Here is a 23591-nt window from a genome sequence, read left to right as displayed (position 1 = left end):
GCACTATACAATCTGTCCGAAAGCGCTTAATATTTTCTATAACGAATGGTTAACATCCGCTTTAGTTAAAGTGAAGTTATTCGAGAAGGAGACATTAGTGACATGCTGGAGTCAAACTTAACCAACCAATTGAAAAAAACACTGAAAGCAAGTATCGGCAACAAGGAAATCGCAGGAGCAAACTTCATGCTGATCAAGGACGGCAACGAAGTTTTTTACCATGAAGACGGCTTGGCCGATCTCGAGTCGGGACGTCCTATTACAAGGGATTCGATTTTTCGTTTATATTCGATGACGAAGCCGATTACCGCCACTTCCGTCATGATGCTGCTCGAGCGTGGGGATATCGATTTATTCGATCCTGTTAGCCGCTATATTCCGGGCTTCCAAAACCAACAGGTCGAGAAAAACGGCGAACTGGTGCCTGTCAGCCGGGAAGTCAACATTCACGATTTGCTGAACATGACATCGGGATTGGTATATGGCGGAACGGACAAAGCCGGACAGCAAACAGAGGCTTTGTTTCAAGAACTGGGCAGCCGTTTGTTCAGTGAAAACGCGATGAGCACAATGGAATTTGCAAATTGCCTAGGTAAAGGCCCCCTTTCGTTCGAGCCGGGAACGTACTGGCAATACGGAACATCGGCAGACGTCCTTGGCGCGATTGTGGAAGCGGTTAGCGGCATGCGGTATGGGCAATTTTTGAAAAAGGAAATCTTCGAGCCGCTGGAAATGAAAGATACCGGTTTCTGGCTGCCTGAAGGAAAAAGAGAACGCCTTGTGAAAACCTATCAGGATGATGGTGAAGGCGGTTTGAAGCTATATGCGGAAAGTCACCTGGGCATTGGTCATCAGATGGACCTTGATCCGGCATTTGAGTCGGGCGGAGCGGGACTTGTGTCTACGATTGACGATTCCGCCAAATTTACAACAATGCTAATGAATCAAGGCAGCTTAAAAGGTGTTCAACTATTGAAGCCCAGAACGGTTAAATATTTAACGTCTGCAGCGTTAACCGATTGGCAGCAAAAAGGCTTCGATTCGTGGCATACATTGCGCGGACATAGCTACGGCAATCAGATGCGCATCATGACCGACAGCGGAAAAGCCGGATTTATCGGCAGCCAAGGTGAATACGGCTGGGACGGCTGGCTGGGGGCGTATTTCAGCAACAGTCCTCAAGAAAGTCTGACTATACTATTTATGATTCAAAAAAAAGATGCCGGAACGATGACAATTACGCGCAAGCTGCGTAATATCGTGTTCAGCACCTTGTAAGGGCAAAATGAAGGGAATCGCATAGTTAGGAATAACTTTCAGGCGAATGTTTTGGTCATTATAAAATCAGTTTGTTCTTCATCACCCATATAAAAAGAATGAGCTCCCGTTTGAACAAAACCGATTTTCTTATAAAAATCAATGGCCTTCTCATTCTTTTCCCAAACTCCAAGCCAGATCTTCTTTTTATTTTGGATCACCGCTACTTCCATTGCTTTGTCTATTAGATACTTTCCAAGCCCTTTTCTTTGAAAATTGTTTCTTATATAGATTCTTTCAATTTCTAGTGAATCATCACCTGCTTTTTCAGATTGGGAATCATTGATGTTTACTTTTAAATATCCGGCAAGTTCTTCATTAAAAAAGATGAAAAAGAATTCTGAAAAAACATTGCCCAATTCCTTTTCCAACTGTTTAAAGGTAAATGCTTTTTCTAAATAGGTTTTCATATTTCCAGGTGAATTTTGCTGTTTAAACGTATCATTGAATGTTTCAACGCTAATTTGCTGTAGTATTTGTAAATCTTCACGGCTGCACTTCTTTATTATTACTGTCATTCTAGGAAGCTCCTTTATATAAGATTAATATATTCTCTTGTTGTCGTTATGATTAATAGTTTATAATATTATTGTTGCATTTACAACATATTATCAGAGGAACTTTCAACTGGGCTATAGACTTAGCTTAGGGGCGGTTTCACTTGCGGACGCAGATTGGTGCATAATGAGGAGGATAGTTCTTCATAAATACAGCCAGCAATCACCGACTCATTAAAAGTGGTGGATTTGCTGGCTGTTTACTTTATTTTATATATCCCCTCGTGAAGGCAATGTTTCCATCATAGTCTAGGTATACATTATGAATATTGGGTTTTTGCAGAACATCTGCAACATAATAATACAGCGGAATGATCGCCATCTGGTCGATAAGCAGCTTTTCGGCTTTGGCATAAAGATTGATGCGTTCTTTTGGATCAAAGGTATGTTTTGCTTGAGTTACATAGCTGTCATACAACGGATCACTCCAGCCTGAATCGTTGTTCTCATTTGTGGAAGACAGTATCTCCATCATAGCCGCAGGATCATTATAGTCTGCTCCCCAGCCAGCTCTTACCACGGAAAAATTCCGGCTGACCTTGTTGCTGATCAGCTCTTCCCAGGACTGGACCTCGAGACTTGCTTTGATACCCAGATTGTTGTACCAGTCGTTAATGATGGATTCTGCGATAGTATAATGCCCGGGTCCTTCGTTAACGATGACCGAAAAGCTTGGAAACTCGTTAAGCCCTTCTTCGTTCAAGCCTTTCTGCAGCAATTCCTTGGCCAGCTTCACATTTTCTTTAAAATAAGACGTATCTGCCACTGCGGTACGAAAATTGAGATCAGTGCTACGGATAGCCGGAGGTATAAATCCGAATGCAGGTGCTCCATACCGGAGAGCTTCCCGGTCGATTGCCATAGCTAAGGCTTTTCTTATATTTACGTTGTTAAAGGGAGCTTGCTGCAGATTGAACTGATAATAATAAGTTGAACCAAGAGGCATCTCTACGGTACGGATAGAAGATGTCTTAGCAAGAGTAGAATTATCCAGCTTATCGACTTCCGCAACAACCCAGTCTGCTTCATTATTTATGTAAGCAGCAGTAGTGTTAGCTGTTCCCGGCTTTGGCCGAAGAAATTGGACTTCTGAGAAATGAATATCAGCAGCTGTATGATATTTCGGGTTGCTAACCAGAGTCATTTTATTTTTTTCCCAGGACTGTAGTGTGAAGGGACCGTTAGTGATTATAGTATTTGCAGAGTAAGCCCATTTTTTGTTCGCCTTCACATTCCCCGCATTTACCGGCATATAAACATTCTCTGCCAGCGACTGAATGAAATAGGCTGTTTTTTCGTTCAGTGTCACCTGTAGGGTATTGCTGTTCAGTGCTTTCACTCCCACTTTTGAAGAATCCTTTAGCCTGCCTTGATTGTAATCCTTTGCATTGGAAATTGTATACATATTGAATGCAGAGATGCTGCCGGTTTCAGGCGCTAACGCCCTTTTCCATGCGTATTCAAAATCCGCGGCGGTAATCCTCTCCTTATTGCTCCACTTCGCGTCGGACCGTAGTGTGAACGTATAGGTTTTGCCGTCAGATGAGATTGTCCATGCTTTAGCGATGCCCGGTACAGCCTGACCTGTTTTATTCAGCCGAACCAATCCTTCGAACAGTCCATTGACGATTGTCGATGAAATGACGTCTGAGGATATGGCGGGATCGAGTGATGCCGGTAATTTCTCGAGACCGATTCGCAGGACCTGCATTGTTCCTGCTGGTGATGCGGCAGTCCACGAAGCCGTATTTAACCCTATAAGTAAGCTGAAAATCAATAATACACCTAATAATCTTTTCAACCATGCCCCTCCTCTTATTGCCCAATTATTTACATCGGTTATAGAATATCATAATCATTGAAATCGAGCTACTAAATGAAGAACTCAATGAAGGTTGAGCAGCTTTTTACTCCGCAATCCCTCAGATGCTAAAAAAGCCCGGGCTTATTCACCCGGACTTCTGCAAAGAAATATATATCTAATAATAACTTATTATTCGTTGTTGTTCACCCATTGAAAATGGAAGCTTCCCGGCTGATCCACCCGTTCAAAGGTATGTGCTCCAAAGTAGTCTCTTTGTGCCTGCAGCAGGTTGGCCGGGAGACGTTCGGAACGGTAGCTGTCATAGTAGGCCAGTCCGGAAGCGAAGGCCGGAACCGGAATTCCTCTTTTGACGGCAATCGCAACTACATCTCTCCACGCCTCCTGGTAGTTATGAACCACACTGCTGAAATACTCATCCAGGAAGAGGTTTTTGAGCTCAGGGTCGCGGTCATAGGCGTCCTTGATATTTTGCAGGAAGCCTGCGCGGATAATGCAGCCTCCGCGGAAAATCATCGCAATGCTGCCGTAGTTCAGGTTCCAGTTATATTCATCCGAAGCCACTCTCATCTGGGCAAAGCCTTGGGCGTACGAGGCGATTTTGCTGGCATAGAGCGCTTTGCGGACCGCCTCGATAAATGCCTTGGCGTCTCCGTCATAGCTCTTGATCTCAGGTCCCTTCAGGCGCTTGCTTGCAGCCACACGCTCTTCCTTCATGGCCGAGATGAAGCGTGCAAAGACGGATTCAGTAATGATGGACAACGGTACGCCCAGATCGAGCGCATTTTGACTCGTCCATTTGCCTGTCCCCTTTTGTCCGGCGGAATCCAGGATCACATCGACCATCGGCTTGCCTGTGTCCGGGTCTGCTTTGGCAAAGATGTCGGCTGTAATCTCAATGAGATAGCTGCTTAGCTCGCCGCGGTTCCATTCCGAGAAAATCTGATGCAGCTCATCGGTATCCAGTCCCAGTACATCCTTCAACAACTGATACGCTTCGCCAATAAGCTGCATATCGCCGTATTCGATGCCGTTATGGACCATTTTGACATAATGCCCGGCTCCATCTTCTCCGATGTAAGTGGAGCACGGATCGCCGTCCACTTTGGCCGAAATGGCGGTCAGGATTGGCTCCACCAGCTCATAAGCATCCTTTTGTCCGCCCGGCATAATGGCGGGTCCCTTTAGCGCCCCTTCTTCACCGCCCGATACTCCTGCACCGATGAAGCGGAAGCCTTGAGCCTGAAGCTCTTTGTTACGTCTTTGCGTATCCGGGAAAAAGGCGTTCCCGCCGTCAATCAGGATATCCCCTGGCGACAGATGCGGCACCAGCTGCTGAATCGTATCATCGGTCGGCTTGCCGGCCTTGACCATAATCATGATTTTGCGCGGCAACTCCAGAGACTGGACGAACTCTTCAATGCTGTAGGCGACTGCGAAATTTTTGCCCGTCGCTTCTGCAAGCAGCTCATCGGTTTTCTCCCGGGAACGGTTGTACAGGGCCACCGAGAACCCTTTGCTCTCCATATTCAAGGCCAGATTCTTACCCATGACGGCTAAGCCGACCACACCAATCTGCTGTTTACCCATCGTCAATAAACCTCCCTATGATATGTGCTGGACCAAAAATGAGATCAAGGGGCTTAGTCGTGACTGCGGAGAATGTTTGGACTTCCGGCGCTGTTGTCTGCAGATTTCCGCAGACAAAGGCGGTCGCTATCGCTCCTACAGTTCCAAACTTCTCCTCCGTCACTTCAGCCTCTTGAGAAATCTTGGTTTTTATTAACAGTATTAGACCTGCGGCGCTTTCTTCCAGTCGGCAGCGAACTTCTCCAGCCCCTGATCGGTCAGCGGATGTTTGGAAATCTGCTCGATCACGCTGAACGGAATGGTGGCAATATGCGCACCGGCCATGGCAACGCGGGTCACATGGTCCGGATGGCGGACCGAAGCGGCGATAATCTGCGCATCCAGGTTATGAATGCGGAATAGCTCAGCGACTTTTACGATCAATTGCACTCCATCCTCCGAAATATCATCCAGACGGCCCAGGAATGGCGATACATAAGTAGCTCCTGCACGGGCAGCGAGCAGCGCTTGGTTCACGGTGAAGATCAGCGTCACGTTTGTTTTCACGCCTTTTTTAGTCAGATACCGGCAGGCTTCCAGACCTGCGAGCGTCATCGGGAGCTTGATCGTAATGTTTTTGTCATAGTTATTGATCTTGATCAGCTCGTTTGCCTGTTCGATCATTTCTTCAGCAGTGATGGCGTCCGGTGTCACCTCGGCGGATACGGATTCTACCTCAGGCACAGTGCGCAGAATTTCTGCAATGCGGTCTTCAAATTTCACGCCTTCTTTGGCTACCAGAGATGGATTCGTTGTGACTCCGGACAGTACACCGATTTGGTATGCTTTTTTGATGTCTTCCACATTTGCAGTATCGATAAAAAATTTCATATTCGTAAACCTCCATTTTTAGTTGAGCTAATATTAGTATTAAAAATTTGAAGCCTCAGGCAAAGATAGCTCGCTTACTTCTTCAATGGCAGAGTCGAGCCACCAGTGATTTCCATCCTTCGCCAGCAGTTGATTCGATTCTACAGGTCCGAACGTACCCGCAGCGTAGGGATGAAGAGGAACCGTATTCTTGTCAAAAGCATTCAGGATCGGCTGCACCCATTTCCAGGACAGCTCCACCTCATTCCAGTGCGCAAAAAATGACGGATCTCCGTGTAAGGCATCATAAATCAGGTTCTCATAAGCTTCCGGGATCTCAATAGACCTGGTATGGAAGTCAATATGCATGGCCTTGAACTTCCCCTTGTGCTGGGGATCTCTTGCCTTGAGCTGTAGCGTAATCCCCTCGTTCGGGCTGATCTCGAACACCAGAAGATTGGGGATATCATCCTCGGCGGCTGACGAGTTCTGTTTGAGCGGCTCTTTGAACTCAATCACAATCCGTGTCGATTTCTCTTTCATTCTCTTCCCGGTTCGGATATAGAACGGCACACCTTTCCAGAATGGATCATCGATCGTAAGTCTGGCCGCAATAAATGTATCGTTCATCGAACCTGCCGGAATTCCCGGTTCAGAGAGATAGCCTGGAACAGGCTTGCCCTTGATGGTGCCTGCAGTGTACTGCCCACGGATTACTTGAAACTGGATATCCGCTTCTTCCAACGGTTCCAGGGCTTCCATAACCTCTTTTTTCTTGTAGCGCACCTCATCTGCGGAGCTGTCTTTCGGCAAACGGATCGCAAGCATCATCAGCAGCTGCAGCATATGATTCTGGAACATGTCTCTCAGTGCACCCACATGATCGTAATAACCCGCTCTTTCTTCCACGCCCACCGTTTCCCCCGCAGTAATCTGCACGTTGGCAATGTAGCGGTTGTTCCAGAGTGCATGAAGCACCGGATTCGTCTGCTGGAATACATCAAGCTCCTGCACCATTGGCTTGCCCAGGTAATGGTCGATCCGGAAAATTTCATCCTCACTAAACGCTTCGCTTAGCTTCAGATTCAGCGCCTGCGCAGACTGCAGATCATGTCCGAAGGGCTTCTCAATCACCAGACGTTTCCAGCCTTTGGCAGCACCCAGGCCACTTTCCTTAATGTTCAAGGCAATCGGCTCAAAAAACTCAGGACCGACAGATAAATAGAACATCCGGTTCGGGGAACTGCCCATGCTCTCTTCCTGCTTCTCAACCCGCTGCAACAGCTTAAGATAATCCTCTGTATGCCCTACATCCAGCACATTATATCGGAAGGCCTTCAGGAATCGGCGCACGGACGCAGAGTCATTCACTTCCCGCCGGGAGAAATCCCGGATAGACCGCTCCACCATAGCCTGAAAGGATTCATCAGCAAGTTCTCTTCTGCCAAGACCAATCACAGAGAATGAATGGTGCAACTTGTGGTCGAGAAACAGATTATACAGCGCGGGGTAGATTTTTCTTCGGGCTAAATCCCCTGTCGCTCCAAATAAAACAAATGTGGTTGCCTCCATCTCCATTCTCCTTTTGCTCTGGTTTATCTTTCCTGGTTACACTATAATACAAATACGATCCATACAAGTAATTAATATATTTCACAGGAGCTATAGACCATGTCTATGAACAATTTCGAGCTATACAAAGTTTTTTACTGGGCAGCCAAGACCGGAAGTCTGACCCAAGCCGCCAAATCCCTGTACATTACCCAGCCAAGCGTCAGTCATGCGATTAAGCAACTGGAGGACAGCTTCGGCCTTACCCTCTTCACCCGGAATTCCAAGGGCGTCGTGCTGACACCTGAGGGGGCCACTTTGTACTCTTATATTGAACAATCCCATATCCTTATCACCCAAGCCGAGAAGAAAATGGCCGAGCTCAAAAACCTTGACAACGGCGAACTGCGGATTGGCGGCAGTGATTCACTGTTCAAGCATTATCTGCTGCCTTTTATCGAAATCTTTCACCAGCGCTACCCTGGCATCCGGCTTCATCTGATCCACGGAACGACACCAGAGGTCATTTCATATTTAAAAGAAGGCCTCGTCGATCTGGGCGTAGTTCGCATGCCGATCACCGATCCCCAGCTTGAGGTACGGCAGGGACTTCAGCTGCAGGACTGCTTCATCGCGGGCAGCCACTATGCCGAGCTGAACCAGAAGGTGCTCTCTATTGAGGAGCTGCTACAGTACCCCATTATCCTCTTCTCCCGCAGCAGCCGCGCACGTATGGCGATTACGGACTTGTTCCAAGGCTACGGATATGAGCTGAAGCCTGAATTCGAGGTTGGCAGCGTTGGCCTGCTGATCGAGTTTGCCCGCAAAGGACTCGGCATCTCGTTCGTGACCCGGGAATTCGTGTCCAAGGAGCTGGAGGAAGGTTCTCTCTTCGAGATTCAACTGGATGTTCAGCTTCCCCCTGCCCGGGTGGGCATGATGACTATGCGCAACATGCCGCTGACGACCGCGGCCAGCAAGTTCATTGAGATTACTAAGGGAGACTAAAATATAAATTGAGGTATGATTAAATTTAAGATTTCCCCATTTGGGAGAGGACGTAAAAAGCCGCCATTTAGGCGGCTTTCTATTCGAAGCTTATTAAAACTATCTCATCAAGCAATTCCAAATGCTCTTATCCTATCGAACCTTACGTTTGTAAACTATGTTAACCATTTCAGAAGATACCAGCATGATGCTAAAAAGAATGAGCAGAATTACAGGAACCATAATCATTCCCAATTGACTTGCAAATATCCCCATCAATGATGGTATTAGTGTTGAACCCGTATAAGCGCTTGCCATTGCAAGTCCAATGACACTTGGGGAAGCTATTTTGCCAAAACGTTCCGGTGTTGAATGAACAATGCTTGGATAGATTGGTGCTCCGCCCAACCCCACAATAAATAGGGCACCTGCAGAAATCCAATAATGGACTGGCATAACAAGAATCAAAAGTCCAAAACAGCCCACGATCCCACCATATCTTATCAGGTTTTTACTGGATACGCTGGTCGACAGAAATCCTGATATGATTCGCCCAATGATGATTCCAATATAGAATAAGGAAGATAAAGCTGCTGCTGTGCCAGGAGAAACCCCTTTATTCCCTATAAAAAAAGATGCCATCCATAGACCTGCAGCAGCTTCCGATCCATTGTAACAGAGCATGGTAACCATGGATATTTTCACCCCTGGGATTCGTAAAGCCTCTCTATTGCTGATCAGTTTCTTTTCGTCGCTTCCTTCTTCTATACTCTCCTTCTCAAAAATCTTCCATAAAGACAAAGACGCCAGTAATATTACTGCTATAGTAAGCAGAAGTAAGCCTACTGTAACGTATCCTGCACGCCAGTTGTTATCACGGTTCAGCCAAAACGACATTATAATTGGACCCGTAAATGCTCCAATTCCCCAAAAACAATGCAACCAGTTCATATGCTTGGCTTTGAAATGCAGTGCTACATAGTTGCTCATTGCGGCGTCCACGGAACCTGCTCCTAAGCCCAAAGGAATAGCAAGTAGAATTAGAAATATGAAATCTGATGAAATAGAGAATCCAAGCAAAGCAATTGTTGTAGAGAGTATACTGAACAAGGTTACCTTCCCCGTACCGTACCTGTGCAACAATCTGCTGGCAAATAAACTCGATATTACCGTACAGAATGAGACTATTAACGATAAATAACCTGCCATTTCCGTTGTGGCACCAATATCGTGTTGCATAATGGGCCAAGCGCTGCCTAGTAAAGCATCTGGCAATCCCAGCCCCATAAATGCGAGATAAATAATCATTAGTAATAACGTAACCATTTTAGGGTTCTCCTCTATTTGGGTATTTGTCATCTGATCCAACTTCGAATCGAAACACAAATATAATAATATTGATATTCTTTCATCGGATCTTGCTATATTTTGACTAATTATAGCAATATTCAGTCAATGAACCGTATAAAGACAGATAATAAGGGAATGGGTAGCCCCCTTACCAATTTATCAGCTTCTTCAGAAGTGGAAAAGTGCTTGCACCGCCTGAAGTTATGAGATTCCGATACTCTAGCAAAGCGCTTACTAGACGGATTCATAACGAAAAAGGCGGTTTGTCAATATTGACTTTCCAACATATAGTGATTAAAATAAACAACGCACACTAAATATAGTGTTAATATGATTTTTCAGTATTTAAAACTAAGCAATTCAATCTTTACAATTTTACGAGGAGCTTCAATATTTACAGGGGGACTGACACCATGCTAGTCGCGTATGATTCAAAAACAGGAAACGTCAAACGCTTCATCGGCAAGCTGAAGCTGCCGGCTGTGCAGATTGAGGAGCATATGACGATTGACGAGCCCTATGTGCTAATTACATATACCACCGGCTTTGGACAGATACCAGAGAAGGTGTCTGCTTTCTTGGGGAACAATTATGCCAATCTGAAAGGCATCGCTGCCAGCGGCAACAAGAACTGGGGCAAGCTGTTCGCAAACAGTGCAGACTTGATTGCAGACCAGTACAATGTGCCAGTTATCGGTAAATTTGAGTTATCGGGTACTTTTGGCGATGTGGAACGAATTAAACAGGAGGTGAGCCGGGTTGCGGCATATTGAACTGAACAACATGTTAATGAAGCGGGACGAGAGCGGCTTCTTTCAACTGGACAAAGACCTTGAGGCAGTAGCCGAATTTATGCGGGATGTAGAGCGGCGGAGCCTGGTTTTTGCAAATACAAAAGCTAAGGTCGATTACATGATTGAACAGGATTTCTACGAGAACTTTTACGGGCAGTACAGCGTAGAGGAAATTGAGCAAGTCTACCAGATTGCCCATAGCTACAACTTCCGCTTCCCATCCTATATGGCAGCTTCGAAATTCTACATGGACTATGCTGTAAAAAGCAATGACCGCAAGCAATATCTGGAGCACTACCCGGACCGTGTGGCGGCAGTCGCCCTCCACCTGGGACGCGGCAACGCCAATACAGCCGGAGTGCTTGCCCGTTCGATGATGGAGCAGCGTCTGCAGCCGGCAACTCCAACCTTCCTGAATGCCGGCAAGAGCCGGCGCGGTGAGCTCGTCTCCTGCTTCCTAATCGAAATGGACGACTCGCTCAATTCGATCAACTACGTGCTCAATACCTGCATGCAGCTGTCCAAGATCGGCGGCGGTGTGGCAGTCAACCTGTCCAAGCTGCGCTCGCGCGGGGAGACGATCAAGGGTGTCGAGGATGCAGCCAAGGGCATCATGCCTGTGCTCAAGCTCATGGAGGACGGCTTCTCCTATGCTGATCAGATGGGTCAACGCAAAGGCTCCGGAGCAGCCTACTACAACATTTTTGGCTGGGATGTCCTGGAATTCCTCGACAGCAAGAAGATTAACGCCGACGAGAAAACAAGGCTCAAAACTCTGTCCATTGGGCTGATCATTCCGAACCGCTTCTATAAGCTGGCGAAGGACAATGAACCGCTACATGTATTTGCCCCATACACTGTGTACAAAGCCTATGGCACGCATCTCGACGATATGGATCTGGATGACATGTACGATAAGCTGCTGGCCGATCCGCGTGTCAAGAAGAAGAAAGCCATGAGTGCACGGGATATGCTGACCAAAATAGCCATGATCCAGCTGGAATCCGGCTATCCTTATATCATGAACAAGAGCAACGCCAATGCGGCCCATGCCCTGAAAAATGTCGGACAGATCAAAATGTCCAATCTCTGTACCGAAATCTTCCAGCTCCAGGAGACCACCGAGATTGCCGACTACGGACAGGAGGATACCATCCGCCGCGATGTAAGCTGTAATCTGGCTTCCCTGAATATTGTCAACGTGATGGAACACGGCAAGATCCGCGAATCCGTGCATGAAGGTATGATCGCCCTGACTGCTGTCAGCGACATGACCAGTATCTCCAATGCCCCTGGCGTAGCTAAAGCGAACAAAGAGATGCACTCTGTTGGTCTAGGCGTCATGAATCTTCACGGCTATCTCGCGAAGAACAACATCGCTTATGAAAGCGAGCAAGCCCGCGACTTTGCCCGGACCTTCTTCATGACAATGAACTTCCACTCCCTGGAGAAGAGCATGGAGATCGCTGCTGCAACCGGCCGCTCTTTCCATGGCTTCGAGGCATCAGACTACGCCACCGGCGTTTATTTTGAGCGTTACCTGACAACGGATTACCGTCCGGCTACACCAAGAGTGCAGGAGCTGTTCGGGGATATGTATATCCCGTCACCTGCAGACTGGGAACAGTTGCGGGATGCAGTAATGGCCAACGGTCTGTACCATGCTTACCGCCTGGCGATTGCGCCAACAGCCAGTATTTCCTATATCCAGAATGCCACTTCGAGCGTTATGCCGATTGTGGAGCAGATTGAGACCCGGACTTATGCCAATTCAACCACATACTATCCGATGCCGTACTTGCGGCCGGACAATGTGTTCTTCTATAAATCGGCTTACCAGATGGATCAGTTCAAGGTCATTGACCTGATCGCGGAAATTCAGCCTCATATCGACCAGGGCATCTCGACCGTACTGCATGTCAACAGCGATGTATCCACCAGGGAACTGGCCCGCTCTTACCTGTATGCGGCGCATAAAGGACTGAAGTCGCTGTATTACACCCGGACCAAAAAACTGTCCGTCGAGGAATGCCTCACCTGCTCGATTTAAATGGAAGGCTATTGCCGCAAAAAAAGGAGATTGCACGATTATGAGCGCTATTCAAGCCGTAAACTGGAACCGTCCCGACGACGATTTCTCATTGATGTTCTGGAATCAGAACATTATGCAATTCTGGACGGATGATGAAATTCCATTGTCCGATGATAAAATGTCCTGGCTCACGCTCACTGAGCAGGAAAAGGACTCTTATATGAAGGTACTGGGCGGCCTGACACTGCTGGATACGATTCAAGGCGGAGTCGGTATGCCCCAGATTATGGAGCATGTTGAAGGCCTTCAGCGAAAGGCCGTGCTGGGCTTCATGGGCATGATGGAACAGATTCATGCCAAGTCGTACAGCAGCATCTTCACCACATTAGCCTCCACAGAGGAGATAGACAGTGTATTCCGCTGGGTGGAAGAGAACCCGTACCTGCAGTTCAAGGCGGAGACCATATCACAATATTACAAAAATATTGACTTGCCTAAAGACCTGTACCTCGCTATGGCGGCCTCCGTGCTGCTGGAGAGCTACTTGTTCTACAGCGGCTTCTTCTACCCGTTGTATCTGGCCGGCCAGGGTAAAATGACCTGCAGTGGTGAGATCATCGACCTTATTTTGCGGGATGAGAGCATTCACGGGGTATATGTCGGGGTGCTCGCGCAGGAGATCTTTGACGGACTTGCGGAAGACGATCAGCGAGACCTGCACCAGACGCTGGTGGGATTGCTCCGCCTGCTGCATGAGAATGAAGAACGTTATACGGAGCAGATCTATGCCCCCATCGGACTGGTGGACGAGGTCAAGACCTTCCTCAGATACAACGCTAACAAAGCGATGATGAATCTGGGCCATGACCCTCTGTTCGACGAGGAAGAGATCAATCCGATTGTCCAGAACGGCATCAGTACCCACACGAAGCAGCATGACTTCTTCTCGAAGAAAGGCAACGGATATATCCGGGCGCTTAACGTGGAACCGCTGAAGGATGAAGACTTTCAATTCTAACCTTATATGTAACTAAAAATCCCGCCCTTTTCGAGGGCGGGATTTTTAGTTACCATCATCTTAAATTAATTCGTTAACACTTCCGGCCATTAATTACATCAGGTATCTTCCCGTGATCGACTGCTCCGCATGGATGATCTGCGGAGGTGTACCTTCGAACACAACCTGGCCACCCTTGCTGCCTCCGTCCGGTCCCATATCAATGATCCAGTCCGCTTGGCTGATCACCTCGAGGTTGTGCTCGATAACAAACACCGTATTGCCGGTATCCACGAGACGGTTTATGATCTCCAGAAGGTGACCAATATCTGACATGTGGAGGCCGGTCGTCGGCTCGTCCATCACATAGATGCTGCCCTTCTTATGCAGCTCGCTGGCCAGCTTGATGCGCTGGCATTCCCCTCCTGAAAGCGTGCTGAGCGGCTGGCCGAGTGTAATATAATTCAGCCCCACATCACTCATCGCCTGGAGCTTGCGCACTACCTCTTTTAGCTGAAAAAACGCTAATGCCTGCTCCTCATTCATCTCCAGCACTTCTGCAATTGACTGGCCGTTCAGCTTGTACGCGAGCACCTCTTCTTTGAATCGTCTACCTCCGCATACTTCGCAGGGCAGCTTCACGCTGTCGAGGAAGGCAAGGTCTGTGTACACACAACACCCAGTCCCTGGAAGTTCTCACAAGCCCCCTTGGAGTTGAAGCTGAACAAGCCTTGACTCACCTTGTTCGCGGATGCAAAGGCCTTGCGCACATCATTCATAATGCCTGTGTAAGTTGCAGGATTCGAACGTGTTGACACTCCTATTGCCGATTGGTCGATGACGATGGCGTCCGGATGCTGACTGAGGAATACTTCGTTAATCATCGTGCTCTTACCGGAGCCGGCGACACCCGTAACTACCGTCAGTACACCGGTTGGAATATCTGTACTACGTTCCGCAGGTTGTGAAGTGTGGCCTCCTTGATGGACAGCTTACCGGACGGCTGCCTGCACTCTTGCTTCAACTGGAGCGGACGTTTCAGATGTGTGCCTGTCAGCGTGAGGCCCGACATCGACGATATGATCCGCCACTTTGATCACATCGGGATCATGCTCGACGACAATCACAGTATTGCCCTTGTCACGCAGCTTCTGCAGAAGTTCATTTAACAGGTGAACATCACGGAGGTGGAGACCCACGCTGGGTTCATCGAAGATGTAAGTAACATCCACCAGACTGCCGCTCAGGTGCTTAACCATCTTGACGCGCTGCGACTCGCCGACGGACAAAGTATCCGTTTCACGATCCAGGGTTAAGTAGTCAAGTCCGATATCTACCAGATGCTGCAACCGCTCCGTCAGCGACTTGACGACCGGCACGGCGACAGGATCATTAATCTCACGAATGACACGGATGAGCTGTCCGGCCTCCATGGAGGATAGCTCCGCAATGTTGAGACCATTGATCCTGCAGCTGAGCGTGGCCTGACTGAGTCTCGCAGCGTGGCAGCTGGAGCAAGGCCCCTCGGAAATATACGGCGCAACAGCTTTCTGTGTGCGCTCGGACTTCATCTTCACATCCTGCTTGATGTATTTATTGGTGAACTTCTCAATGACGCCTTCCACTGTAATATTTGTTGCCTTGCCGGCGAAATCCATCTTAACTTCTCTTGCCTTGGCGTACAGCAGCTGCTCCAGTTCCTCTTCCGAATAATCGCTCAGCTTCTTGTCGAGATCGAAGTCTCCTGACTGCACGATCATGTTTCATTCCCAGCCGTTCACTGAATAGTCCGGCAGCATAATAGCCCCTTCATGGAGCGACTTTGACTTGTCCAGCGCCTTGCTCATGTCGACGCCAAGCCGCCGGCCAAGCCCATTACACTCGGGACACATGCCTTGCGGATCGTTAAACGAAAACATGTGCGCTTGTCCAACATAGGGCTGGCATACCCGGGAGAAGAGAAGACGAAGAATGGGAGAAATATCAGTAATCGTGCCCAACGTGGAATGGGATCCCCCACCCAGCCGCTTCTGATCCACAATAACAGCCATGCTCAGGTTCTCAATCGCATCCGTATCCGGCTGCGGAACACGGGGCAGAAAATTTCGCACGAACATGCTGAAGTTCTCGTTCAGCAATCGCGTGGTTTCTGCGGCGATCGTATCGAAGACGATCGATGACTTGCCGGATCCGGACACCCCGGTGAAGATCGTGATCTTCCGTTTCGGAATACGCAAGGATACGTTCTTGAGATTGTTTTCCCTCGCACCCGAAATTACGATATACTCCTGATTCAATTCGCTCATGCCAAACATCCCTCCGGGTAGTGTTAATTTCTGCTTATATTCACATTGTACCATTCAACGTGTATAGATAGTCGGGCAGCCCGAACTTCCACCTGAGTACCCGTTAATTTATCATTGGGGGGCTGCATATTCTGTTACATGGATTGACGAACAAAAAAAATAAATAAAAGACCGGTATAATACCAGTCTTTTGTTTTCTATATTGAACTTGAGAATATACATTTAGGGAAAAGTGGCGGAGGGGAATTTTGGAACTGGAGGAGCGATAGCGTCCGCCTGAAAGCTTTCCGCAGGAAAGCTCGCTTCGGAAGCATGGGCAAGGTTTGGATTTCTACCGCGATTCGCGGCTAAATTCAGGAAATCCAAATCTAACAGCGGCCGGAAGTCCAAACATTCTCTGTAGTCACGGCCAATCCCAAAATAGAAGAATTATAAGTTCAATCTATATAGAGGTTTATTTACCGATCAATAAAGTGTTTTGAGTGCTTCAGGAGTAAATGGAATCAATTCATCCAACTTCCCATCCCGAATTTTACTGACCCATGCAGGGTCTACAAGCAATGCTCTACCGATAGCAACCAGATCGAATTCTTGATTTTCGAGCTTTTGAACCAATCTCTCGATACTTGCATTCTCTGCACCTTTTCCTTCAGTGAAAAGAGTCATGAAATCACCATCAAGGCCAATCGAACCCACAGTAATGGTTGGTTTGCCTGTAAGCTTCTTAACCCAACCAGCAAGATTCAAGTCAGAGCCTTCAAATTCCGGTTCCCAGAAACGCCGTGTCGAGCAATGGAAAATATCCACTCCAGCGTTAACCAAAGGTTGCAGAAATTGTTGAAGCTCGTCGGGTGTTTTCGCTAATTTGGCTGTATATTCCGTTCCTTTCCACTGTGAGATGCGCAGCACGATGGTAAAGTCAGGACCTACGGCTTGGCGGCAAGCTTGGATGACTTCTTCCGCAAAGCGGGTACGTGCAATCATGCTGCCTCCGTAACGATCAGTACGCTCATTAGTTTTCTCCCAAAAGAACTGGTCAATCAAATAGCCGTGAGCTCCATGGATTTCAATTCCATCAAATCCAATACGCTTGGCTTCAGCTGCAGATTGTGCAAAAGCATCAACGATGCCACTGATTTCGGACTCGGAATAATCATTGACGTTGCCCCGTGCACCCATGTGCCAGATTTGAGGAATAATTTTACCGCCGGCTTCATGAACCTCAGACACAACATTTGCCCAGCCATTCAATGCTTCTTCACCATAAAAGAAAGGGACATTCTCCTGATTGGATGCATCTGCATGATCAATAACCGTGCCTTCTGTTACGATCAGACCCACATTATTTTCGGCTCTCCGGCGATAGTATGCAGCAACGTCTGCTCCAGGAACCCCATTGGGAGACAGATTCCGGGTCATTGGCGCCATTACTGTCCGATTAGACAGATTAAGATTTCCTAAAGTAAAAGGACGGAGTAATGGTTGTACTGATTCGTTATTAAACATCGTAACCCTCCTAAGTTTTTTTCGTATTATACCGATTAATTTCTAGACAAATCGAACTTAGAATCCACTAGTATACTGTTTAGGAACTGCTGTTTCTTTTCTCAGCTTTGATGCAGCTTCTAAGGCCCAATATGGATTTCTCAGCATTCCTCTTCCGACAGAAATCAAATCGGCCTCTTCATTTCCTATGACTGCATTCGCCAAAATTGGATCATCCAATCTTCCAACAGCGATCACTGGAATATCGAGTGCTTGTTTGATATCTCTAGCGAGCGGTACTTGATAAGCTGCGTGAGTTCCTGGTCTGCCCCATGCAGCAATAGCTCCCTCGCCACCTGATGAAATATCAAACATGTCTACTCCTGCAACTTGATATTCCTTGGCAAAAGCAATGCTTTCCTGAATCCCATAACCACCTTCAACGTATTCTTTAGCTGATATACGCATGATTAGTGGCATGTTCTCCGGCATCTCGGCCTTTGCAGCCTGAATAACCTCCCGGCCAAACAAGGTAAGATCTTTACCATATTCATCATCCCGTTTGTTCGTAAGCGGAGAATGGAATTGATGAATCAAATAGCCATGCGCGCCATGAAGTTCGATGGTATCGAATCCAGCCTGGACAGCGCGAGCTACAGCAGTGCGGAATTTCTCAACTATTCCTTTTACCTCTGCGGTGGTAAGTTCCCGGGGCTGTTTAGAATTTTCATCAAAAGCGATTGCTGACGGGGCTACTGGAACTTCGGCATCTTCCGCCTTGCGTCCAGCGTGCGCGATTTGGATTCCCACTTTGGCACCGTGACTATGACAAGCATCTACAATCCGTTTCAGAGCCGGAATCTGATCATCTGACCAAAGACCAAGATCGAAATCGGAAATGCGCCCATCGGGCTCTACATCAGTCATTTCAATTATGATTAAACCAGTTCCGCCTACAGCACGGCTAACATAGTGCATGTAATGCCAATCTGTGGCAATACCATCTTTATTTTCGACGGAGTATTGACACATTGGAGGCATCACAACACGGTTTTTCAATTCTAAACTTTTAAAAGAATATGGGCTAAACAAATCTTTCATGGATAAACGCTCCCCTTTTTGCTCTTATATATTAAAATATTCATGCATGCGCAAGCATGTATGTACTTTCAGTTTATGGTTTTTTCAGAACTTTTGCAATGCATCAGGAATCGGGTCGTAACCAGCAATCAGATCAAAGGCACGCTTATAGGTGTGCTTCTCTTCCAAAGCAGCCACAATGGTATGCGCTACATCTTCACGAGGAATACTGCTGCGTAATACGGTAGAATATTATGGTGCCAATTGTCCCGGTTATTCGCCTGAATTGCACTGACCATGATGAATCTGTCAATGCCTGCTTTTTCAGCAGCTTCAATCGTTTTTCCTGCACCGTCCAAATCAATTAACAGTGTTTTGTCATCACCCGTTTTCCCACCAGATCCAGCCGTAAACACAATAGCGTCACAACCCTTGGCGGCCGTTGCAATGGAGTCTACTGTTGAATAAGGTGCTGTCCGATTTGTCCATTCGATCCGACTACTAACACCTTCATAGCTATCCACTCCTTATCAGCTGAATTGAATTACAGTAACAATGAATAAAGCATGCGCATGCATATAATTTACCGGAGAAAAATAATTATGTCAAGTCGTCATCCTAAACTTAACAATCATCTCAACTCTACTAACAAGATCTCTACACTGGTCACAAAAACAATTTTTCCGTCAGATTCTTTACTTCTGAATTAAATCCGTCTTTTTTTAGTTCTGCTTGTAAGACCTGAGTAAAGGTCTGAAGTGCCCGCTGGTATTTATTTTCGCCTAACTCTGTAATTCGAGTATAAATACCACGCCGGTCATCCTCGCATATATGTCTTTCTAAAGCACCAAAGTTTTTAGCTTCCATTCTAACGACGAGTCTCGATGTAGCACTTTGACTTAATCCCACAAGTTCTTGAAGTTGCTGTAGCCGTAATTTTTTTTCCTCAGCATTGGATATAAAATTTAAAACATAGAACTCCTTCAAAGATAAATTATAATTGTTCAGCAGAGCTTGTTCTAACTTTTCACTTAAATTTGAATTGATGCGGGACCAAGACAACCATACCTCCAAAAGTTCGTTTTCATGTTGCAAGCTTAAATCACCCCACCTGATTTTAAAGTCATTCGACATAGTTTGCCCTATTGTATCAATCCAAATTGAAATGGTCAAAACCCATACATTATTCGTCCAACACAACATTGAAAAAACCCTCGTCACCAATGAGGGTTTTTCGCCAAAATACATTTTGTTAATTTAAATACGTACATTTGAAGTCGCTAAAGTCATTGAATTCCGAACAGCTTCCATCATGGGAATATAACCCGATTACAACGCCGGTAAAACCTCCGGCAACCTCTGAGGAGAGGTATCTGGTTTGCGCAGAGCCCAAATCAATTGCTATGCCATCGCTTATTACCTGAAAAGAGTAAATGTCATGATTTGAAATAATCTTTAAAATGGCTACATTTGAATTTAAATCGGATTGTTCGTGTATGGTCTTAATGTCTCCGATGTTCAGACGCTTAACGGCTTCAATTCGCTCCCCTATTCTTCTCAAAGCGAAATCATAATGATGATGTTCATCCATATATAACGTTATTCCCGCTTCACCATCATTCACTCTAATCTCACAGGAGATTTCCGCATGGAAATCCTTTTGACGCAAACCGATAAAGGTCGGAGAATCCGCCATGTCTAATGAAAACTGTGAACCTCTTAATTTCAATTCCCCATCGCCCAGCAAATAATTCTGTTTATCGGGATAACGTAAGTAACACCAATCTATATCCCAGCTTGTGTTATGAAAAGTATACTGCGTCTGTTCTATCTGTTTAGCCGAATTGGGAATGTAGTTTGTTTCAACTTCCCCCTGAGTCGTACCATCGTCTCCCACCGTAAACCAATGATCTTCATGGAAAGTAACTGGCATCAAAAACACTTCCCGCCCCAGATGGTGATGCAAAACCCATCTGCCGATTTGCCGAAAGCCCAAATGAACGATCCACCAATTTCCATCGTGATCTTGAATTAAATCTCCGTGGCCTACACCTTGTATCTCATATCCCCCCAGATTCCTGTTTGTTAAAACGGGGTTATTGGGATACGCTTCAAAAGGTCCGTAAGGGGAATTGCCTCTTGCATATACAATCATGTGTCCATATTCGGTTCCGCCTTCTGCTGCCATTAAGTAGTAGAGATCATTGATTTTATACAGGTGAGGGCTTTCCAGATAACGTCCCCCTGTTCCATGCCAGATCACGCGGCTTGGTGTAAGCTTTTCACCAGTTTCGATATCTATCTCACATTGAAAGATGCTGTTCCTTCCAGTGTCATCAGTGCCGTTGCTCATAAAGTAGGTTAAATCACCTTCAAAATAAAAGGAGGGATCTATCCCCCCTTGGTCCACAAAGATGGGCTCCGACCATTCGCCGTAGATATCATCTGTCCAAACGTAGAAATTTTGCCCGGTAGAATTATTAGTGGTGGTCATGTAAAAACGACCGTTATGATATCTGATGGTGCATGCGAATACTCCTCCAGAACTGTCTATCTTCTCAAGATGAACTTGTGATTGTCTTGTTAAGCAATGTCCAATTTGTCTCCAGTTCATTAAATCATCGCTTTCGAACAAAGGTACGCCAGGATAATATTGAAAGGAACTGCTGACGAGATAATACTTATTATTTACTTTACAAACACTTGGATCGGGAAAGAAACCTTTAATTACGGGATTGCAGTACTTCATGATTTCACCTCATAATTGAATGTTATTGATTGATTATTTCTCATATGGATAGATAACTACTTGAAAATTATAAGTTAATGACACGGCTCTATTGAATGATGTATACTGTCGTATATTTGATCTATTCTAAGAAAGGCTAATGATATGATAACAATATACTATGCCGGATATGATGCCATCCATACCGCAGATTTTGTTTATGACGTCCCTGAAGGACATAATACATGGTTGCTCCTTCTCACCAGAACACCCGCCCAATTCTGGGTTGAGGGCGAGATGAAGGAATATCCTGCTAACTGCGCGGTAGTCTTCCAACCACATCAAAAGATACTCTACCGGGCCTGTGCAGACAGCTATGGGAATGACTGGATTCATTTTGATTCAGACGAAATTCATTTGAAAGAATCAAAGCTATTACATGGAGTTCCCTTTCCCATGCCCGACCCGGAATATTTTCACCAGTTGTTTCAGTTGCTTACGGCTGAACATTTCTTTTCCTGCGCTTACCGGGAGCTTTCTATGGATTACTTATTCCGAATTATCATTAATAAGCTTATTGAAGCTTCGCACAGTACGAATAATACTCCTCACTATCAAAATCTGTTGAATCTGCGCAAAGCGATATACAACAGCCCGGGTCATTCTTGGGCCGTTCCGGCTATGGCCGAACATGTGCATCTCAGTCCTGGCTATTTACAGGCCATCTATAAGTCAACCTTTGGTATTTCGTGCATGGACGACGTCATTCAATGCCGAATCCGTCTTGCCAAGGAAAAGCTGCTTCATAGTCCGCATCGGATCTCCGAAATCGCCGCAATTTGCGGATACATGAATATTGAGCATTTTAGTCGGCAGTTCCGCCAAATCACAGGCTATGCACCTCGTGAATACCAAAAATTGATGGCATCAGATTCATGAAATCTTCTCGGATGGAATCGATCAAGTTGTTTTTAACTTTATGTATAATGCTCAATTTAAGAAGTAAACCTCCTTTTATTAATCCATCTTGGCAAAAATAGTAGGAGCATAAATAAAATTGCAACAGCAATGGAAGGAACGGCAATGATTGTAAAAATACCTCCATAAGGTTCAAATCTTGTGTAATAGCTGTTGAACTCGGCTATCTGCATGGGCAGAAAATTGCCCGCGTAATGTTTCAGAAAGAATACCTCGCTCATCTGAATGGCGTAAGATATGGCTATGGTGAATAATAACAGGGCGTAGCCAGTATAAACCTGTGTGACTAATACGCTGATCCATAAGGTAATCCCTGTCATCAGTGAGATTGCCACAGATCCAATGACCAGGTTGATCAAAAACTGCTCGAAATAATTCACCTCAACCATTGATAAAAAAAATTGTGGACTACTTTGTATATGCAAATCCGCTCCTTGTAAACCGTACATAAAGAATATAGGCGTAATGTAAATCGCCACCGCCGCCAGATAAAGCAGTGATGAGAGTTGGAAGGCGTTGATGATCCGTACCCTACTCAGCTTACGTTTCCCAAACCTCGTGGATTTCACCAGTCCGTCCACGCCCAAGGTCTCGTCTTCATTAAAAATTGGGACCAGTACAATGGAAATGAGAACCAAGACAATAAAAACACATTGGCTCATCCCTGAGTTAACGTTCTTCCAGCCCTCGGCATAACCCATCCGGATAGGTTCGGAGAGAGAAGCCGCTGCAAAAGTCCCGTTGCTGTTTCCTTTCCTAGAACTCCCCGCTTCCTCCTGTGCACTTCTGATGATGTCTGACCTATCCTGATAGAATTGTTCTGTTGAGATATCGCGTATTCCAGTCCAGTCCGAGCCATACACTTGGACGATCATATCCAAGGCTGGCAAATCTGCAACATCCGCTTTATTCCTGTCTTCTGGTAGGCTTAGTTCTCTGTATTTTTCCAAAATTTTGTTAATCTCAACTTCATCCAATACCTCCGGCTGATAGAAATACCGGTATTCCGTCCCATCTGTTACCTCATATCTTGCCTGATTTAAATAACCTGTTTTGATGGTGTCTAAGTTGTAAAAGGTAAGTATTAGAAACAATGTCAACAAAAAACCGAATACGTTTATGTTTAGGATTTTACTTCTGTTTAATTTTGATAAGTAACTCATGATTT

At 46.2% G+C, this 23591-nt stretch carries 17 protein-coding genes and 2 pseudogenes; 6 read left to right on the top strand and 13 right to left on the bottom strand.

Translation table 11 applies throughout. The features are described from left to right. Window positions 1–102: 102 nt before the first annotated feature. Window positions 103–1278 carry a serine hydrolase domain-containing protein gene (locus tag NSS79_RS17600; protein WP_342435483.1) on the top strand — a complete coding sequence of 392 codons (1176 nt, stop codon included), beginning with the start codon at window positions 103–105 and terminating at the stop codon, window positions 1276–1278. Between the two features lie 38 nt (window positions 1279–1316). Here the strand turns inward: NSS79_RS17600 and NSS79_RS17595 are convergent, their stop codons facing one another. The 5 genes from NSS79_RS17595 to zwf all read right to left on the bottom strand — a co-directional run bounded on the left by NSS79_RS17595 (window position 1317) and on the right by zwf (window position 7707). Beyond that, window positions 1317–1835 carry a GNAT family N-acetyltransferase gene (locus NSS79_RS17595; RefSeq protein ID WP_342435482.1) on the bottom strand — a complete coding sequence of 173 codons (519 nt, stop codon included), beginning with the start codon at window positions 1833–1835 and terminating at the stop codon, window positions 1317–1319. A 244-nt stretch (window positions 1836–2079) separates the two neighbouring features. Further along, window positions 2080–3675 (bottom strand): peptide ABC transporter substrate-binding protein, encoded by a 1596-nt coding sequence (locus tag NSS79_RS17590; protein WP_342435481.1) that lies wholly within the window; start codon window positions 3673–3675, stop codon window positions 2080–2082. Between the two features lie 192 nt (window positions 3676–3867). Next, window positions 3868–5286, bottom strand: a complete 1419-nt coding sequence (gene gndA / locus NSS79_RS17585; protein WP_342435480.1) for an NADP-dependent phosphogluconate dehydrogenase — start codon at window positions 5284–5286, stop codon at window positions 3868–3870. Between the two features lie 201 nt (window positions 5287–5487). Then, a complete protein-coding gene (gene fsa, locus NSS79_RS17580; protein WP_342435479.1) occupies window positions 5488–6156 on the bottom strand; it encodes a fructose-6-phosphate aldolase in 669 nt (222 codons plus the stop codon). A 39-nt stretch (window positions 6157–6195) separates the two neighbouring features. Continuing rightward, entirely contained in the window at window positions 6196–7707 is a 1512-nt protein-coding gene (zwf, locus tag NSS79_RS17575; RefSeq protein ID WP_342435478.1) for a glucose-6-phosphate dehydrogenase, read from the bottom strand. Window positions 7708–7806: 99 nt separating this feature from the next. On the opposite strand from zwf, the gene NSS79_RS17570 reads away from it, so the two are divergent. After that, window positions 7807–8694: a LysR family transcriptional regulator gene (locus NSS79_RS17570; protein ID WP_038592247.1), complete on the top strand. Its 888-nt coding sequence runs from the start codon at window positions 7807–7809 to the stop codon at window positions 8692–8694. Window positions 8695–8826: 132 nt separating this feature from the next. Here the strand turns inward: NSS79_RS17570 and NSS79_RS17565 are convergent, their stop codons facing one another. Then, entirely contained in the window at window positions 8827–9999 is a 1173-nt protein-coding gene (locus tag NSS79_RS17565) for an MFS transporter (protein ID WP_342435477.1), read from the bottom strand. Window positions 10000–10436: 437 nt separating this feature from the next. Between NSS79_RS17565 and nrdI the strand changes: the two genes are divergently transcribed. The 3 genes from nrdI to nrdF are packed head-to-tail and all read left to right on the top strand — an operon-like array spanning window position 10437 to window position 13867. Next, the gene (gene nrdI, locus NSS79_RS17560) at window positions 10437–10796 is read left to right on the top strand and encodes a class Ib ribonucleoside-diphosphate reductase assembly flavoprotein NrdI (RefSeq protein WP_038592234.1); all 360 of its coding nucleotides are present in this window, start codon (window positions 10437–10439) and stop codon (window positions 10794–10796) included. Beyond that, entirely contained in the window at window positions 10783–12867 is a 2085-nt protein-coding gene (gene nrdE, locus NSS79_RS17555) for a class 1b ribonucleoside-diphosphate reductase subunit alpha (RefSeq protein WP_342435476.1), read from the top strand. The genes nrdI and nrdE overlap by 14 nt, the downstream gene beginning before the upstream one ends. A 40-nt stretch (window positions 12868–12907) precedes the next feature. Next, window positions 12908–13867 (top strand): class 1b ribonucleoside-diphosphate reductase subunit beta, encoded by a 960-nt coding sequence (nrdF, locus tag NSS79_RS17550; protein ID WP_342435475.1) that lies wholly within the window; start codon window positions 12908–12910, stop codon window positions 13865–13867. Window positions 13868–13960: 93 nt separating this feature from the next. On the opposite strand, the pseudogene NSS79_RS17545 reads toward nrdF, so the two are convergent. From NSS79_RS17545 to NSS79_RS17520, 6 genes and pseudogenes are all read right to left on the bottom strand, one after another. Beyond that, window positions 13961–16152 (bottom strand): annotated as a pseudogene (locus NSS79_RS17545) (excinuclease ABC subunit UvrA). A gap of 465 nt (window positions 16153–16617) precedes the next feature. After that, window positions 16618–17658, bottom strand: a complete 1041-nt coding sequence (locus NSS79_RS17540; RefSeq protein ID WP_342435474.1) for an NADH:flavin oxidoreductase — start codon at window positions 17656–17658, stop codon at window positions 16618–16620. Between the two features lie 57 nt (window positions 17659–17715). After that, window positions 17716–18738: an NADH:flavin oxidoreductase/NADH oxidase gene (locus tag NSS79_RS17535; protein ID WP_342435473.1), complete on the bottom strand. Its 1023-nt coding sequence runs from the start codon at window positions 18736–18738 to the stop codon at window positions 17716–17718. An 84-nt stretch (window positions 18739–18822) separates the two neighbouring features. Further along, window positions 18823–19231, bottom strand: a pseudogene (locus NSS79_RS17530) (NAD(P)H-binding protein). A 152-nt stretch (window positions 19232–19383) separates the two neighbouring features. Continuing rightward, window positions 19384–19851 (bottom strand): MarR family transcriptional regulator, encoded by a 468-nt coding sequence (locus NSS79_RS17525; protein ID WP_342440393.1) that lies wholly within the window; start codon window positions 19849–19851, stop codon window positions 19384–19386. A gap of 118 nt (window positions 19852–19969) precedes the next feature. After that, the gene (locus NSS79_RS17520; protein ID WP_342435472.1) at window positions 19970–21466 is read right to left on the bottom strand and encodes a family 43 glycosylhydrolase; all 1497 of its coding nucleotides are present in this window, start codon (window positions 21464–21466) and stop codon (window positions 19970–19972) included. A 144-nt stretch (window positions 21467–21610) separates the two neighbouring features. On the opposite strand from NSS79_RS17520, the gene NSS79_RS17515 reads away from it, so the two are divergent. Then, window positions 21611–22384 (top strand): AraC family transcriptional regulator, encoded by a 774-nt coding sequence (locus NSS79_RS17515; protein WP_342435471.1) that lies wholly within the window; start codon window positions 21611–21613, stop codon window positions 22382–22384. A gap of 56 nt (window positions 22385–22440) precedes the next feature. Here NSS79_RS17515 and NSS79_RS17510 read toward each other — a convergent pair whose 3' ends face one another. After that, complete coding sequence (locus NSS79_RS17510; RefSeq protein ID WP_342435470.1) at window positions 22441–23586, bottom strand: hypothetical protein; 1146 nt, start codon at window positions 23584–23586, stop codon at window positions 22441–22443. Between the last annotated feature and the right edge of the window lie 5 nt (window positions 23587–23591).

Source organism: Paenibacillus sp. FSL L8-0436 (genome assembly GCF_038593025.1).
Lineage (GTDB): Bacteria > Bacillota > Bacilli > Paenibacillales > Paenibacillaceae > Paenibacillus_AQ.
This window is presented reverse-complemented; position numbering and strand designations above follow the sequence as displayed.

What these genes read in the sequence shown, in the direction of transcription:
- NSS79_RS17600 (WP_342435483.1), top strand. Translation starts at nt 103, where the DNA reads ATGCTGGAGTCAAACTTAACCAACCAATTGAAAAAAACACTGAAAGCA.
- NSS79_RS17595 (WP_342435482.1), bottom strand. Translation starts at nt 1,835, where the DNA reads ATGACAGTAATAATAAAGAAGTGCAGCCGTGAAGATTTACAAATACTA.
- gndA (WP_342435480.1), bottom strand. Translation starts at nt 5,286, where the DNA reads ATGGGTAAACAGCAGATTGGTGTGGTCGGCTTAGCCGTCATGGGTAAG.
- fsa (WP_342435479.1), bottom strand. Translation starts at nt 6,156, where the DNA reads ATGAAATTTTTTATCGATACTGCAAATGTGGAAGACATCAAAAAAGCA.
- zwf (WP_342435478.1), bottom strand. Translation starts at nt 7,707, where the DNA reads ATGGAGGCAACCACATTTGTTTTATTTGGAGCGACAGGGGATTTAGCC.
- NSS79_RS17570 (WP_038592247.1), top strand. Translation starts at nt 7,807, where the DNA reads ATGTCTATGAACAATTTCGAGCTATACAAAGTTTTTTACTGGGCAGCC.
- NSS79_RS17565 (WP_342435477.1), bottom strand. Translation starts at nt 9,999, where the DNA reads ATGGTTACGTTATTACTAATGATTATTTATCTCGCATTTATGGGGCTG.
- nrdI (WP_038592234.1), top strand. Translation starts at nt 10,437, where the DNA reads ATGCTAGTCGCGTATGATTCAAAAACAGGAAACGTCAAACGCTTCATC.
- nrdF (WP_342435475.1), top strand. Translation starts at nt 12,908, where the DNA reads ATGAGCGCTATTCAAGCCGTAAACTGGAACCGTCCCGACGACGATTTC.
- NSS79_RS17540 (WP_342435474.1), bottom strand. Translation starts at nt 17,658, where the DNA reads ATGTTTAATAACGAATCAGTACAACCATTACTCCGTCCTTTTACTTTA.
- NSS79_RS17535 (WP_342435473.1), bottom strand. Translation starts at nt 18,738, where the DNA reads ATGAAAGATTTGTTTAGCCCATATTCTTTTAAAAGTTTAGAATTGAAA.
- NSS79_RS17525 (WP_342440393.1), bottom strand. Translation starts at nt 19,851, where the DNA reads ATGTCGAATGACTTTAAAATCAGGTGGGGTGATTTAAGCTTGCAACAT.
- NSS79_RS17520 (WP_342435472.1), bottom strand. Translation starts at nt 21,466, where the DNA reads ATGAAGTACTGCAATCCCGTAATTAAAGGTTTCTTTCCCGATCCAAGT.
- NSS79_RS17515 (WP_342435471.1), top strand. Translation starts at nt 21,611, where the DNA reads ATGATAACAATATACTATGCCGGATATGATGCCATCCATACCGCAGAT.
- NSS79_RS17510 (WP_342435470.1), bottom strand. Translation starts at nt 23,586, where the DNA reads ATGAGTTACTTATCAAAATTAAACAGAAGTAAAATCCTAAACATAAAC.